The 14,458-nt window shown below is 64.8% G+C and carries 15 protein-coding genes; 6 read left to right on the top strand and 9 right to left on the bottom strand.

The window, feature by feature from the left end; all coding sequences use genetic code 11:
• Nucleotides 1-16: 16 nt before the first annotated feature.
• Nucleotides 17-934 carry a LysR family transcriptional regulator gene (locus DXT59_RS23765; protein ID WP_116139888.1) on the bottom strand — a complete coding sequence of 306 codons (918 nt, stop codon included), beginning with the start codon at nucleotides 932-934 and terminating at the stop codon, nucleotides 17-19.
• A gap of 193 nt (nucleotides 935-1,127) precedes the next feature.
• Here DXT59_RS23765 and DXT59_RS23760 point away from each other — a divergent pair, with 193 nt between their 5' ends.
• Nucleotides 1,128-1,877 carry an SDR family NAD(P)-dependent oxidoreductase gene (locus DXT59_RS23760; protein WP_116139789.1) on the top strand — a complete coding sequence of 250 codons (750 nt, stop codon included), beginning with the start codon at nucleotides 1,128-1,130 and terminating at the stop codon, nucleotides 1,875-1,877.
• 22 nt (nucleotides 1,878-1,899) lie between these two features.
• On the opposite strand, the gene DXT59_RS23755 is transcribed toward DXT59_RS23760, so the two are convergent.
• Nucleotides 1,900-2,268 (bottom strand): hypothetical protein, encoded by a 369-nt coding sequence (locus DXT59_RS23755; RefSeq protein ID WP_116139787.1) that lies wholly within the window; start codon nucleotides 2,266-2,268, stop codon nucleotides 1,900-1,902.
• Between the two features lie 329 nt (nucleotides 2,269-2,597).
• On the opposite strand from DXT59_RS23755, the gene DXT59_RS23750 reads away from it, so the two are divergent.
• Nucleotides 2,598-3,359, top strand: a complete 762-nt coding sequence (locus DXT59_RS23750; RefSeq protein ID WP_116139886.1) for a phytanoyl-CoA dioxygenase family protein — start codon at nucleotides 2,598-2,600, stop codon at nucleotides 3,357-3,359.
• Between the two features lie 29 nt (nucleotides 3,360-3,388).
• Here DXT59_RS23750 and DXT59_RS23745 read toward each other — a convergent pair whose 3' ends face one another.
• Complete coding sequence (locus tag DXT59_RS23745) at nucleotides 3,389-3,598, bottom strand: DUF3185 family protein (protein WP_116139785.1); 210 nt, start codon at nucleotides 3,596-3,598, stop codon at nucleotides 3,389-3,391.
• 133 nt (nucleotides 3,599-3,731) lie between these two features.
• Here DXT59_RS23745 and mgrA point away from each other — a divergent pair, with 133 nt between their 5' ends.
• Complete coding sequence (mgrA, locus tag DXT59_RS23740; RefSeq protein ID WP_116139783.1) at nucleotides 3,732-4,775, top strand: L-glyceraldehyde 3-phosphate reductase; 1,044 nt, start codon at nucleotides 3,732-3,734, stop codon at nucleotides 4,773-4,775.
• Nucleotides 4,776-4,827: 52 nt separating this feature from the next.
• Here the strand turns inward: mgrA and DXT59_RS23735 are convergent, their stop codons facing one another.
• The 3 genes from DXT59_RS23735 to DXT59_RS30790 form a co-directional block, all read right to left on the bottom strand.
• Nucleotides 4,828-5,013: a hypothetical protein gene (locus DXT59_RS23735; RefSeq protein ID WP_116139884.1), complete on the bottom strand. Its 186-nt coding sequence runs from the start codon at nucleotides 5,011-5,013 to the stop codon at nucleotides 4,828-4,830.
• 88 nt (nucleotides 5,014-5,101) lie between these two features.
• Entirely contained in the window at nucleotides 5,102-6,349 is a 1,248-nt protein-coding gene (locus tag DXT59_RS23730) for an MFS transporter (RefSeq protein WP_240324645.1), read from the bottom strand.
• Complete coding sequence (locus DXT59_RS30790; RefSeq protein WP_162878212.1) at nucleotides 6,312-6,527, bottom strand: hypothetical protein; 216 nt, start codon at nucleotides 6,525-6,527, stop codon at nucleotides 6,312-6,314. The genes DXT59_RS23730 and DXT59_RS30790 overlap by 38 nt, the downstream gene beginning before the upstream one ends.
• Before the next feature lie 373 nt (nucleotides 6,528-6,900).
• Here DXT59_RS30790 and DXT59_RS23725 point away from each other — a divergent pair, with 373 nt between their 5' ends.
• Nucleotides 6,901-7,116, top strand: a complete 216-nt coding sequence (locus tag DXT59_RS23725) for a hypothetical protein (RefSeq protein WP_102645611.1) — start codon at nucleotides 6,901-6,903, stop codon at nucleotides 7,114-7,116.
• A 75-nt stretch (nucleotides 7,117-7,191) separates the two neighbouring features.
• A complete protein-coding gene (locus tag DXT59_RS23720) occupies nucleotides 7,192-8,226 on the top strand; it encodes a serine/threonine protein kinase (protein ID WP_116139880.1) in 1,035 nt (344 codons plus the stop codon).
• Nucleotides 8,227-8,271: 45 nt separating this feature from the next.
• Here the strand turns inward: DXT59_RS23720 and DXT59_RS23715 are convergent, their stop codons facing one another.
• Both DXT59_RS23715 and DXT59_RS23710 read right to left on the bottom strand, forming a co-directional pair.
• The gene (locus DXT59_RS23715) at nucleotides 8,272-9,690 is read right to left on the bottom strand and encodes a coniferyl aldehyde dehydrogenase (protein WP_116139781.1); all 1,419 of its coding nucleotides are present in this window, start codon (nucleotides 9,688-9,690) and stop codon (nucleotides 8,272-8,274) included.
• Nucleotides 9,691-9,759: 69 nt separating this feature from the next.
• Nucleotides 9,760-11,466: an isovaleryl-CoA dehydrogenase gene (locus DXT59_RS23710; protein ID WP_116139779.1), complete on the bottom strand. Its 1,707-nt coding sequence runs from the start codon at nucleotides 11,464-11,466 to the stop codon at nucleotides 9,760-9,762.
• A 349-nt stretch (nucleotides 11,467-11,815) separates the two neighbouring features.
• Between DXT59_RS23710 and DXT59_RS23705 the strand changes: the two genes are divergently transcribed.
• The gene (locus DXT59_RS23705; protein ID WP_116139777.1) at nucleotides 11,816-13,489 is read left to right on the top strand and encodes a GMC family oxidoreductase; all 1,674 of its coding nucleotides are present in this window, start codon (nucleotides 11,816-11,818) and stop codon (nucleotides 13,487-13,489) included.
• On the opposite strand, the gene DXT59_RS23700 is transcribed toward DXT59_RS23705, so the two are convergent.
• Nucleotides 13,444-14,388 carry a LysR family transcriptional regulator gene (locus tag DXT59_RS23700; RefSeq protein ID WP_116139775.1) on the bottom strand — a complete coding sequence of 315 codons (945 nt, stop codon included), beginning with the start codon at nucleotides 14,386-14,388 and terminating at the stop codon, nucleotides 13,444-13,446. The genes DXT59_RS23705 and DXT59_RS23700 overlap by 46 nt on opposite strands.
• Nucleotides 14,389-14,458: the final 70 nt, after the last annotated feature.

Below are 14,458 nucleotides of genomic sequence, written 5' to 3'. Positions count from 1 at the left end.
CGTGCCGCGTCTGCCATTAATCCCGGTCGGTGCCTCGGACTTTGTCGGGGAAATGCGCGATCAGCCAGTCGAGGAAGACGCGTAGACGATGCGTGACATAACGGTTGCGCGGGTAGACGACATGAAATGGATACGCCGGAGGGCGCCACTGCGCGAGGATTTCCACCAGCGCACCATCCCGCAGCGCGGATCGGGCCGAATGCGCGAACGTTTGAACGATCCCCAGCCCCGCGAGCGCAGCCGCAAAGTGGGCATTGCTTTCGTTGACGCCGATTCGATGTTCGACCTTGATCTCGATTTTCTCGCCGTCGCGCTGAAAGCGAAAAGGCATCGCCCGACCGTTCTGCGTGGAGACGTAGCTGACTAGCCTGTGTCCGTTCTTGAGTTCTTCGGGATACGCGGGCACGCCGAATTGGCGCAGATAGGCCGGGGTTGCGCATGTGACCATCTCGGCATGGCCGATAGTGCGAGCGACGAGCGATGAGTTGTCCAGCGGCCCGCCCCGGATCACGCAGTCGACGCTCTCGCTGATGAGATCGACCGAGCGGTCGGCAACGCCCAGATCGATCCGGATGTCCGGATAAATCGCCATGAAATCCGGAAGCAGCGGGATCAATACGTCCTTTGCCGTCAACCCGCCCACGTCGATCCGTAGATTGCCGCGCGGTTTGCCCCGCGCGGCATTGAAGGACGCATCGATGTCCTGAAGATCTTCGAGAATGCGGGTGGCTTTGGCGTAATAGTCCTGGCCCTCGGCCGTTACGGTCACCTTGCGCGTCGTGCGCTGCAAAAGGCGGATCCCCAAGTGCGCCTCGAGTTCCTGTACGAGCTTGCTCATCGTGGCGTTCGGCACGTTCAACGACTCGGCGGCCCGCGTGAAGCTGCCCGCTTCCACGACGCGGGCGAAGGCTCGCATCGCCAATAACTGATCCATGTCGACGACCGGAGGAAAGGTGCGTCGATTGTACATGCGTGTGGATAGTTATTTCGTCTTTTCGCCGTTTATCAATAAAAGAAGCGTCTCTAAAGTGGCTTGCATGCACCGCGAAGACAGGCAGCCGACCGTCCTAGTCTCTGTCGAAGCGGGGCGCCTTCACCGTTTTTTAATCACAGAAAGGGAGTTGGAAATGAGCAAGCAACTGAGCGGAAAGATCGCATTGGTCACGGGTGCAAGCAGCGGGATCGGCCTTGCCACGGCGAAGGAATTGGCGGACCAGGGCGCACGCGTTTTCATCACCGGCCGCCGTCAGCCCGAACTCGACGCCGCGCTCGAGCAGATCGGCTCGGGCGCGACGGCGATTCGAGCCGACGCGTCCGTCTTATCGGACCTGGATGAGGTTTATGCGCAGATCGCCAGAACGGCCGGCAAGCTCGATATCTTGTTCGCCAACGCGGGCGGTGGCGACATGATGCCGCTCGGTGCGATTACGGAAGAGCACTTCGACCGGATCTTCGGAACCAACGTGCGCGGCGTGCTGTTCACCGTTCAAAAGGCTTTACCGTTGTTGACCGACGGGGCGTCCGTGATCCTCGCTTCGTCCGTTACGTCCATCACGGGCACCGCCAATTTCAGCGTCTACAGCGCGAGCAAAGCCGCGGTGCGAAACTTCGCGCGCTCGTGGGCGCTCGATCTGAAAGACCGCCGGATTCGCGTGAATGCGGTCAGTCCGGGGCCGATCCGCACGCCGGGGCTCGGCGACCTCGTTCCCGGCGACGCACGCCAAGGATTGTTCGACGCGCTGTCTTCGCAAGTGCCGCTGGGCCGCCTTGGGGAACCCGAGGAAATCGGAAACGTCGTGGCCTTCCTTGCTTCGGACGCAGCCGCGTATATCAACGGCACCGAATTGTTCGTCGACGGCGGTATGGCGCAGGTGTAAGGACGCGGGCGCACCGCGGCTGCTATCTCGCCGCAAATGCGAACCAACCCGCGCTGGCCAACAGGCGGCGCGGCCTGCGGTTCGCCGTCGCGGCGGCGCGCTGGGCGTTGGCGAGTGCGGCGCGGCGTGCTTTCGTGTGACGCAGTAGCCCGCGCAACAACAGACGGCGCGCGCGCGTTTTGCTGCGCAGCAGCGAGAACACCGCGTGCAACCAGGCGCGCAGCGAGCCGCCGGTTTCCGGAGCATGCGCCGGTACGGGCCCGCGGCGCGACAGCGCGACGGTCCGCGCGGCATGGTGCCGCAGCGCACGCGCGGGCGCACGCCGCAGCGGGCGCGCCGGGCTCAGCGACGAACGGTTTCGGGCGGGACGGGAGGCGAGACGTTTTTGCATGATTCGAACAAACCGGGAGGATGGCCCTCGCTGTGAGCGCGAGGCCGCCGTAACGACGCAGCAACCGTGCCATGCGCGCGTTGGCGCGGCGCGGGCCGACGGTGACTGCGAGTGCAAGCTTCGGGGAAAGCGGCAGCGGGGCGCGACGTAAAACAGGGCCGCAAGAAGCCGGTGAAAAAAATCGACATGCGGGCCACAGTACACGCGAATCGTGACGTGCGTAAGTCGTGCTCACCCTCGCACTGGGCCGGTGCGAAATACGCACCGCTCGCGCGCGCTTTAGAATGAAACGTTTTCCGCCCCGGCGGTCCTTCAACAAGGAACGTTTCATGTCAGCGCAATCGAAAATAGAACAAGTGCGGGAGCTGCGCGAGCGCGGCTTCGTCGTGGTCAAGGGGCTCGTTCCGAGCGAACGGTGCGAGGCGATCAAGGAGCTGGCGGTGCGCCAATTGAACGAGGCCGCCCAGCCGCTCGAATACGAAGCGGACTTGCGCTACCCGGGCGCGCCCGAGTCCAAGCATGCGCCCGGCGGCCATACGGTGCGACGCTTGCTCGACGCGTATGCGCGCGACCCGCTGCTGCGCGAATGGGCGACGGCGCCCGAAATCAAGGGCTGGATGGAGCTGTATTTCGGCGAATCGCCGCGGCTTTCGCGTGCGCACCACAATTGCATGATGACCAAGCATCCGGCCTATGGCAGCCTGACGGGCTGGCACCGCGACGCGCGTTACTGGTCGTTCGAACGCGACGATCTCGTATCGACTTGGCTCGCGGTCGGTACCGAAACGGTTCGCAACGGGGGCTTGTGGTTCGTGCCCGGTTCGCACGCGATGACGTTCACCTCGGAACGATTCGACGCGCAAAAGTTTTTCCGGGCCGACTTACCCGAGAACGAAGCGTTGCTGCGCACGGCGGTGTCGCCCGAACTCGCGCCTGGCGACATCGTTTTCTTCCATTGCAATACGCTGCACTCCGCGGGTCAAAACCTCTCGGACGAGGTGAAGTTCTCGCTCGTCTTCACATATCACGGGGCGAGCAACGTGCCGCTGCCGGGTACGCGCTCCGCGTCCAAGCCCGAGGTCGCGGTGTGATCCGGGGCGCTCGCGCGCAGGCGGGCGTCTCAGCGTTTGCCGGCCGACGAGGCGGTCAAGCCGATCAAGCCGGCGAGCGTCGCCACGACCCCGCCGGCGATGAGCCAAATGGTTTTATTCGTGGGCGTGCCGGTTACGACGCGCGACACGTCGTTTGCCAGCGAATGGAACGATTGGCCGCCAAAATACAGCAGCACGATGCCACCCGCGATCAACGCCACGGAAATCGCTTTGATCATGACTTTCCCATCGATGGTTCGAGCAGGCGGCAGTGTATGAAACTTGCCGCGCAAGTGTCCATCGCTTTGCACCCCTCGTCGCCGGGCTTGCATGCCGCCGACGCATTTTTTCACGCACTCATCGAGGACTCTCATGGCCTATGAAGCTGCATCCGCCCGCTATGCCGACATGCAATTCCGTACTTGCGGCCGTTCGGGGCTGAAGCTGCCGGCGCTCTCGCTCGGCTTGTGGCACAACTTCGGCGATACGACGCCGCTTTCGACGCAGCGCGACATTTTGCGGACGGCATTCGATCTCGGCATTACGCACTTCGATCTGGCGAACAACTACGGGCCGCCGTACGGCACCGCCGAAACGAACTTCGGCCGGCTGTTCAAAGACGACTTCCGCCCTTATCGCGACGAATTGCTGATTTCGACCAAAGCGGGCTGGGACATGTGGCCGGGGCCATATGGGCAGGGCGGGGGTTCGCGCAAATACGTGTTGGCGAGTCTCGACCAGAGTTTGAAGCGCATGGGGCTCGATTACGTCGACATTTTTTACTCGCACCGCTTCGACGCCGACACGCCGCTCGAGGAAACGGCCGCCGCGCTTGCCACGGCCGTGCATCAAGGCAAGGCCCTCTATGTGGGCATCTCGTCGTACTCGGGGGCCAAGACGCGCGAGATGGCGGCCTTGCTGCGCGAGCACAAAGTTCCTCTGCTCATTCATCAGCCGTCGTACAACATGCTCAACCGCTGGATCGAGCGCGAGTTGCTCGACGCACTCGATGAAGTCGGTACCGGCTGCATCGCTTTCACGCCGCTCGCGCAAGGGTTGCTCACGTCGAAGTATCTGAACGGCGTGCCGGACGACGCACGGATCAACAAGCCGGGCGGCGGCTCGCTGCAGCAAAGTCACTTGAGCCCCGAAAACATCGAGCACGTCCGGAAGCTCAACGAGATCGCGAAGCGACGCGGCCAGTCGCTCGCGCAAATGGCGCTGGCATGGGTGCTGCGCGACGCGCGCGTGACTTCGGCGCTCATCGGTGCCAGCCGTGCGGAGCAGGTCCGCGAGAACGTGGGCGCGCTCGCCAACCTCGCATTCTCGAGCGATGAGATTGCCGAGATCGATCGCTACGCGACCGAAGGCGGGATCAACCTCTGGGAGAAGCCCTCCACCGATCAGCGCATCTGAGCGGTCGCGCGCTCGGGTTCGAGCTTTTCGCCGTTGGGTTGGGCTCGCCGAGCTACATCAGCGCCGGCAGCCCTTCCACGAGCACCACCGCGAACACGACGCCGATCAGCACGCCGAGCACGCGCAACAAGTTATGCACGAAGCGCGAGGACGTGGGCAGCGCGCCGAGAAATAGCGCGCCCGCGAGCGCCATCGGAATGACGAGGATGAAATCGCTAATGGTGAAGTCCGTCGGCATGCTCATCTCCTCCCTCTTTTGTTGCGGTGCATTTGCGGCAAACGTGCACACGCGTTGATCGAGTATAGGAGACGCGGGACGATTTGCCTTAGGCGCCGCCGGCGCGTTCACGCGACCCGAGCCAGAAGGCCGTGACGATGCCGAGCATGAGCAGCGCGCCGACGAGCGCGGTGACGCCGCTCCATCCATAGGCGCCGAACGTATGCCCGCCATACCAGCCGACGAGGCTCGAGCCCAGATAGTAGGCGAGCAGATATAACGCGGCCGCTTGGCCTTTCGCGCGCTGCGCGAGTCGCCCGACCCAGCCGCTCGCCACCGCGTGCCCCGCGAAAAAGCCGAACGTGACACAAGCGATGCCTGCGACGATCGCCGCGATCGCGGCCAGTTGAGTCAAGGCGACGCCCGCCAGCATGAGAAGAAGGCTCGCGATCAAGACGCGGGAGCGGCCCATGAGATCGGCCATGCGGCCCGACAACGGCGACGCGACGACACCCGCCAAGTAGACGACGAAAATCGCGCCGATCTGCGTTTGATTGAGGTTGTACGGCGCGGCGAGCAGCCGGTAGCCGACGTAGTTGTACAGCGTAACGAAGCAGCCCATCAAGACGAACGCCATCGCAAACAGCGCTCTAAGCGCCGGCGTCGCAAGGTGCGCGCGCAGCGCTTCGCGATGGTGCGCAAGCGCAAGCCCGCGCCGCGGCGCGAAGTGCCGCGACGGCGGCAGCAACATGCGGAACGCGAGCATCGCGACAAGTCCGAGCACGCCGATGACGCCGATCGAGATGCGCCATGAGAATGCGTCCGCGAGTATGCCGGCCACCACGCGGCCGGCCATGCCGCCGATGGCCGTGCCGCCGACATAGAGTCCCATCGCTAGGCCAAGCCCATCGGGGTGGACCTCTTCCGCGAGATAGGCCATCGCGACGGCCGGCACGCCGCCGAGGGCCGCGCCTTCGAGCGCGCGCAGCACGAGCACCTCCGGCCACCGGGGAACGACCGAAACGGCGATCGTGAGCAAAGCCGATACGATCAAGGAGGCCGTCATCAAACGATGCCGGCTCAATGCTTCCGATGCGAACCCGGCCGCGAAGATGGCGCAGGCGAGCACGCCTGTCGTCAGCGAGATGGCTAAGCTGCTTTGCGCGGGCGTCGTGCCGAACGTCGACGAAAATGCGGGCAGCAACGGCTGCACGCAGTAGAGCAGCGAAAAGGTCGCGTAGCCGGCGAACAACAGCGCGAGGCTGGCGCGCCAATACGCGCGCGAACCGCGTTCCAGATACGGGGCGGGTGCCGGCACGTCACTCCCGCGTGGGCGCCGGCGCGGTGGACGGCGCAGGCTGCGGCGCGCCGGCCTCGCCCGAATGGTAGGCCGTGGTGGCGGTGGGTTTGACGTCGTCCACACCGCTGCGCGCGCAGGCGCCCAGCGCGAGTGCGAGACCCGCTGCGGTTGTCGCTGCGCCGAGCCATCTCGGCCAAGTTGTGGGACGCGTGCCGCCTTGCGATAAAGCCATCATGTTCGTTCCCTCGTCCATTGCGACGCCGCGCGGCGACCGTATCTAACGGTCCGGCGGCGCAATCGATGTGCCGCGCCGCGCGAGCCTGGGCTTCGCTCAGTCGATCACCGCGGCCAAGCGCCGCACGTTATGCTTGGACTATACCGCCTGGTACGCGTAACGTATTGCGAAGCGCTCCGCATCGGAGTGACGGATCGCATGAGCGGCGCGCACAAATGGGCGAGCGTGCGGGACTCTTGCTATTTGGATGGTCAGCTTTTTGTAAGGACGATCGCTGGAAATAGCGGTTAATCGGCCTCTACATTCGGCTTTCCTCATAGGCCGGTTCCGTGAACAATCGAGTCATCGTTCAACGCCCCAGAGGGGAGACATCATGCAAATCGGTTCTATCGTCAGGTCAGTGCATATGGCCGTGCCTTCCGGCGCGCGCGGGATCGTCATGCGCATACTCGGCGATATGGCGATGGTCGTTTGGTTCGCCGGGGAGCCCGGTGCCTCGCTGCAATTGAACACCGAGCCGTTTTTCCTGGAGGACCTCATCGATACCGGTGAACTCGTCGCACGTCCGGCCGGATCGCTCGTTCATTGAAATCGAAGTTCGGATCACGCAATCGTCAGAGGTAGTCATCCGCCGGGCCGCGCGCCGATGCGGCACAATGCCGGCATGAACGAGCCATTCTCCGATTCCCCCGGCGTGCCGTCTTCAACGGCCACGCACCCTTTCACCCGGCTCACGCCGGAATGCGTGCTCGACGCGCTCGACAGCGTGCTGGCTCAAACCGGCGTACGCACCGACGGACGTCTGCTGCCGCTCAACAGCTACGAAAACCGCGTCTACCAGGTCGGCGTCGAGGACGGACCGCCGGTCGTCGCGAAATTCTATCGGCCCAATAGATGGTCGGACGCCGCGATTCTCGAAGAACACGCTTTCGTCGCCGAACTCGTGCAGAGCGAAATCCCGGCCGTGCCCGCACGCGAAATCGAGGGTCGCACGCTCCATACGTTCGACGATTTCAGATTCGCCGTGTTCGAGCGGCGCGGCGGACGTTCGCCCGATCTCGATCGCCGCGATACGCTCGAATGGATGGGGCGTTTCATCGGCCGAATTCATGCGGTCGGCAAACGAGTCCCGTACGTGGCGCGTCCGACACTCGATATCGCCGCGTTCGGCTATGAGCCGCGCGAATTCTTGCTGGCGCACGATTTCATACCGGTCGAATTGCGTGCCTCGTACGAGGCGGCGGCCACGCTCGCGCTCGAAGGCGTCGAACGCGCGTTCGAGGCGGCCGGCGATATTGCCTATCTGCGGCTGCATGGCGATTGTCACGCGAGCAATGTGCTGTGGACCGAAGCGGGCCCTCACTTCGTCGATTTCGACGACAGCCGGATGGGTCCCGCGATCCAGGATCTCTGGCTGCTGCTGCCGGGCGGACGGCTCGAAGCCGCGAGCGCATTGTCGGATCTGCTCGCTGGATACGAGGATTTTTGCGAATTCGAGCCACGCGAGTTGCACTTGATCGAGGCGCTGCGCACGCTACGGCTGATGCACTACGCGGCGTGGCTGGCTAGGCGTTGGGACGATCCGGCTTTTCCGGCCGCCTTTCCCTGGTTCAACACGCAGCGATACTGGGAAGAGCGCGTACTCGAATTGCGCGAGCAAATCGGTGCGATGCAGGAAGGACCGCTTTGGCCGGTCTAAGCCTCGATGGCGAGACAGGCGCGGGCGGTCGTCCATCGTCCGCGCTTAGAACCTGAACATGAGTCGCATCAGTGCGTGAAAGCGCCGTCCGTACGGGGGCAGCAGCAGCGCACGCGCATTCCAGCGCGGTTGCACGAGAACGGGCTTCATCTTCGAGAAGGTCGTGAAGCCTTCGTAACCGTGGTAGGCACCGATGCCGCTTGCCCCTACCCCTCCGAACGGCAGACCTTCGCACGCGATGTGCAGCAGCGTTTCATTGACCGCTACCCCGCCGGAAACCGTTTCGTGCAAAACGCGCTCGACGGTTCGGCGGTCGTCGTCGAATAGATAGAGCGCCAGGGGCCGGGGCCGGGCGTTGACGTAGCGCAGCGCGTCGTCTAGCGTGTCGTAGGGGACTAGAGGCAGCAATGGTCCGAAGATTTCCTCTTGCATCAGCGCACAGGCACCGGGTGCGTTCGTTACGACGCATGGCGGGAAGAGCCGGCGCGCCGCGTCGGGTTGCACATCGGCGAGCGGATGCAGTTCGGCCCCTTGGGCGCGCGCGTCGCTGGCTAGCGCGCTCATGCGCTCGAAGTGACGCGCCGAGACGAGCGTGGTGTAGTCGCGATTGCGTGCGAAATCCGGATAAAGCCGTGCCAGGCGCGCGCGGGCGCGCTCGACGAACGCTTGCTCCGTCCCGCGGGGTAACAGGACGTAGTCGGGCGCGATGCAGGTCTGGCCCGCATTGAGCGTCTTGCCCGCGACGATGCTGTCGACGGCGTAGTCGAAACGGGCATGCGGCCCGATGATGGCGGGCGATTTGCCGCCAAGTTCGAGCGTCACGGGCGTCAGATTGGCCGCGGCGGCGCGCATGACTTCGCGCCCGACGGCGGTCGAGCCCGTGAAGATCAGGTGATCGAACGGCAACGCGCAAAAGGCCGCGCCGATCGACGCATCGCCCATGACGACGGCGACTTGCTCTGGCGCGAATGTGCGCTCGATCAATTGCCGAAAGAGGTCGGCGGTACGCGGCGTATATTCCGACATTTTAATGAGCGCGCGATTGCCGGCCGCGAGCGCGCCAATCAACGGGCCGACGGCAAGCAAGACCGGATAATTCCAAGGCGCGACGATGCCCACCACGCCGAGCGGCTGAGGCACGACCCTCGCCGTCGCGGGCCGCAGCCAGATGCCGGTGGCGCGGCGCTGCGGTTTCATCCATCGCTTGCCGTGCTTGAGCGCGGAATCGATCTCGTTCTTGGCGAGCCAAAGCTCGGATAGCATGAGCTCGGCTTTGGCGCGCTGGCCGAAGTCGGCGTCGAGTGCTTGCGCGAGCGCGTCGCCGTTTTCGAGCAGCATCGCGCGCAGCGCTTTCAGGTGCGCCGCGCGCGTCTCCCATGAAGGATAGGGTTCGCGGGCATGCGCTTCGCGCTGTATCCGCAGCAACTGATCGAGCGCCGCCGCGCCGGGCAAATCGTTCTTCATTCGATGTCCTCAGATATTCACGGCCGGGCGCTTGTTGCGTTGCATTGCCGCGCGATATGGGCTCCACGCTCACATGCGCAACGCGTGCGCGACGATGCCCGCATGATCGAACGAGGTGGGCAGCGTACCGTAGACGCGGCCGCCGCCGAGCCCCGCTCCGGCATCGGCCAATCGCGTCGCGATGAATGCGTGCGCGCGTTCCTCGGGTGCCGCGCGCAGCAGCAAGATTGCTTGCGCGCAGAGCACCAGTTGCTGGGCGATGCGGCGCGCGGCGGCCTCGCGCGCTTCGGGCTCCGCGCTCAATGAGGCCTCGAGTGCATCGAGCGCGCGGGTCAGCGCGCTCTCGCCTTGCGCATCGGCGCGCCAGTGGGCAAGCAAGGCGTGAAAGCCCTGCGGGTCGCGTTCGAGCGCGCGCAGCACGTCCAGACACATCACGTTGCCCGAGCCTTCCCAGATCGAGTTGACCGGTGCCTCTCGATAAAAGCGCGCCATCGGCCCCTCCTCGACATAGCCGTTGCCGCCCCAGACTTCCATCGCCTCGCCCGTGAATTCGAGCGCGCGCTTGCAGATCCAGAACTTAGCGGCGGGCGTGACGATGCGCCGCCAGGCGCGTTCGACATCGCTTTCGGCGGCGCCCGTGCGCTCGGTCGCGAGGTGCGCATCGAAGGCCCGCGCGAGACGCATGAACAAGACGGTCGCCGCCTCGCTTTCGAGCGCGAGGTCGGCCAATACGTTGCGCATCAGCGGCTGATCGGCCAGCCGCCGCGCAAACGCCATGCGATGACGGGCATGATGGATGGCGTGCACGAGCGCGGCGCGCATGAGCGCGGCGCTTCCGATCACGCAATCGAGCCGCGTGTAATTCGCCATCTCGATGATGGTCGGCACGCCGCGCCCCTCATCGCCGATCATGATGCCGTAGGCACCGAAGAACTCCACTTCGCTGCTCGCGTTCGAGCGGTTGCCGAGCTTATCTTTCAAGCGCTGCACGCGGATCGGATTGCGCGCGCCGTCGGGCGTATAGCGCGGTACGTAAAAGCACGAGATCGGCGCATCGGCGCTCGTGCGCGCCAGCACGAGATGCGCATCGCATTGCGGCGCGGAAAAGAACCATTTATGGCCGACGAGCCGGTATTCGGCGCCGCGTCCCGATCCCGCACCGAGTGCCGAGGCGCGCGTTTGATTCGTGCGTACGTCGGAGCCGCCTTGCTTTTCCGTCATGCCCATGCCGACCATCATCGAGCGCTTGTTCGCGAGCGGCGCATCGCTCGGATCGTGTTCCCGTGCGTACAGCTTCTCGGCGATCTGGGCGAACAGCGCCTGCTCCCGGCGCAGTACGGGGATGCTCGCAAACGTCATCGTCAGCGGGCAGAGCGATCCCGATTCGAGCTGAGCGTGCAAAAAGTAGCCGGCGCAGCGAGCGGCCATCGCGCCGGCGCGTGGCGTGTCGAACGGCAACGCGTGCAGGCCTTGTTCACGCAGAAGGGCGAGCAGCCGATGCCAGCTCGGATGAAACTCGAGCGTGTCGACGCGCTCCCCGCGTGGATTGAACGTGGTGAGTTCGGGTCCGTGCCGGTTCGCCGCGGCGGCGAGCGCGAGCACTTCGGGCGTGCCCAGCTTGGCGCCGTCGCTTGCCAGTTCGCTCGCACGCCATGCCGCGCCCTCGCGTTCGACCGCCGCGGTCAGCGTCGCGTCCGTCTCATAGAGGTTGTAGTTCTCGAGCGGTGGGACTTGATTCGTGACTTCATGCGTGGCCGAAGGGGCCTGGGGTTCCATAAAGCGTGTCTCCTGCTGGGCGTCCGGTCGCAGCCGGCGCGCGGTGCGACGGCTATGCCGGACATTTGTCCGAGGTCTTGCCGGGGTGGCCTGTTTGATATTTTCCGCGCAAGCCTCGAATGCGCTCGCGAACCAAGAGGCGTTACCGTTCGACCCGTACGCGCGAGGGCTTCGTTCGCTTGCGCGTCTTGCCTAATGATAGGTTCGCGCGGCTCGCCCGGTTTAGAGGAATCGCTCTGCGCCGGCGATCGCGCAGCGCGCGTCATGGTCCCTACAATGCGCCAAAACACGAGAATGCCGGTTGCCGGGACATGCCGTACGTTCCGACCATGGAGTGACGGAGGGACGCATGCAATACGACTATGTCATCGTCGGCGGCGGTTCGGGCGGCGCGGCGCTCGCGGGCAGACTCGCGCGGCAATGTCCCGATGCGACTATCGCGTTGATCGAAGCCGGAACGCATACGAACCGCAATTGGCTCGTGAATACGCCCCTCGGTATCGCGGCACTCGTGCCGTACAAGCTCACGACCAATTACGGCTATCGCACGGCGCCGCAGCCGGGGCTCTCCGGCAGGCGAGGCTATCAGCCGCGCGGACGCGGGCTCGGCGGCTCCAGTGCGATCAACGCGATGGTCTATACGCGCGGCCATCCGCTCGATTACGACGAATGGGAGAGCCTCGGTTGCACGGGCTGGGGCTGGTCCGACGTTTTGCCGTACTTCCGGCGCGCGGAAGACAACGCGCGCGGTGCGAACGAGTGGCACGGCGCGGGCGGACCGCTCGCCGTGTCCGACCTGCGGTTTCGCAATCCGATTTCCACGCGTTTCGTCGCCGCGGCCATCGAGGCGGGCTATCGCCCGAACGACGACTTCAACGGCGCCGATCAGGAAGGCGTGGGGTTTTATCAAGTGACGCAGCGCGACGGGCGGCGCTGCAGCGTCGCGCGCGCTTATTTGTATGAAATGGGCGAGGCGGGAACCGCGCGCTCGGGTTCCCTTGCGAATATCGATACGATCGTCGATGCATGCGCGCTGCGCGTGCTGTTCGATGGAGCACGTCGCGCGACCGGCGTGGAAATCATGCGCGGCGGCCGTATTGCCACGCTAACGGCGCGTGCCGAAGTGATTCTCGCGGCTGGTGCGTTCGGATCGCCGCAATTGCTGATGTGCTCGGGGATCGGTCCGGCCGAAACGTTGCGCGCGTTCGGCGTGCCGCCCGTGCACGAGGCGCCCGAGGTGGGCCGCAATCTGATCGACCATGTCGATTTCACGTTGAACGTGCGTGTGGCGAGCACCGACCCGGTCGGTTATTCGCTGCGTGGTTTGGCCAAGATGGCCGCGCAACTGCCGGCGTTTTTGCGCCGCGGCGAGGGTATGTGGTCGAGCAACGTTGCGGAGGCCGGAGGCTTCATCAAGACGCAGGCCTCGCTCGATCGTCCCGACCTGCAACTGCATTTTTGCGCGGCGCTCGTCGACGATCATAGCCGGCGTTTGCATTGGGGCCACGGCTACTCGGTTCATGTCTGCGTGTTGCGACCGAAGAGCCGCGGCACCGTTTCGCTCGCGAGCGCCGATGCGCGCGTGGCGCCGCGCATCGATCCGCGCTTTCTCTCCGATGAGCAAGACAGACAGACGCTGCTCGCCGGCGTGCGCATCGCGCAGCGCATCGTGGCCGCTCCGGCGCTCGCGGCCTATGGCGGACGTACGCTCTATGTTCCGCCGCATGCGAGCGACGCGGAGCTAGCCGAGGTCATCGCCCGTCATGCCGATACGATCTATCACCCGGTCGGCACATGCCGGATGGGCGCCGATGCGCGCGCCGTCGTCGATCCGTGGCTACGCGTGCGCGGCGTCACGGGCTTGCGCGTCGTCGACGCGTCGATCATGCCGACGTTGATCGGCGGCAACACGAACGCGCCGACCGTGATGATCGCCGAGCGCGCGGCCGACTTCATCGTGGCGGAGCGCGGCGCGGTTCATTTGGCGGCGGGCGCGGCGCCTGAATTATCGGAACGGGTATAGACGAAGTCGTCGCCGGGTTGTCCCGGCAGCGTTTCGCGTGCGACGTCGAGCCACGCTCGAGCGGCATGCGAGAGGTAGCCGCTCTTGCGCCATGCAATCGCCATTTCCCAGCGGATTTCCGGCTCGACGACGGGCCGGCACGTGAAATACTTGGGATCCAGCCGGCGGCAGTATGGGGCCGGCAGCAGCGCAATCCCGACGCCGGCCCGCACGAGCGCGGCCATGAAGTCCCAATGGCTGCTGCGCGATACGATCTGGGGCGTGAAGCCCGCGTCGCGGCAAGCACCGGTGACGACGTCGTTCAGCGCCAGGCTTTCGCCGTAGTAGACGAACGGTTCCGCGGCGAGCTCCGCCAGCCGAACTTCACGCACGCCATCGAACCGCGAGCCGTGCGGCGCCACGACCCAGAGCAATTGCAGCGACATCGGCAAGACGTCGAATACCTGCGGGTCGACGGGCAACAGCACGCCGCCGAACTCGAGTTCGCCCTCGAGCAGCGCCGCCTCGATCGCGCGTGAACCCTGTTCGAACAGCTTGAGTTCGATCTTCGGATAACGGCGGCGGAAGGCGGCGATGATCGGCGTGAAGAGCGAGCCGCCCATCGGCGGAATGCCGATCGTCAGCGCGCCGCGGCCCAGAGTACCGACATCGTCGAGCTCCGCCTGTAGCTGCGCGTAAGCCGCCAGCACGTCCTGCCCCCTTTGATAGACGATGCGGCCCTCGTCGGTCAACACCATCTGGCGGCCCTCGCGCAGCAGTAGAGGCGCCCCGATCTCTTCCTCGAGCGCCTTGACCATCTTGCTGATGGTGGGTTGGGTCACGAACATGTGCTCGGCCGCAACCGTGAAACTTTGCTGCCGGACCACCTCGATGAAATAGCGCAGCGCACGCAGCTCCATGACGACCCCTCGGTAGTTCCAAATTGGAATGGTAGCGATGAGTTTAAGTCATTTTATTTATGACGCCAGG

Origin of the sequence: Trinickia diaoshuihuensis (assembly GCF_003390925.1) — a bacterium.
Classification (GTDB): Bacteria; Pseudomonadota; Gammaproteobacteria; order Burkholderiales; family Burkholderiaceae; genus Trinickia; species Trinickia diaoshuihuensis.
The sequence above is the reverse complement of the archived record's forward strand: the minus strand, read 5'-3'. Positions and strand labels throughout refer to the sequence as shown.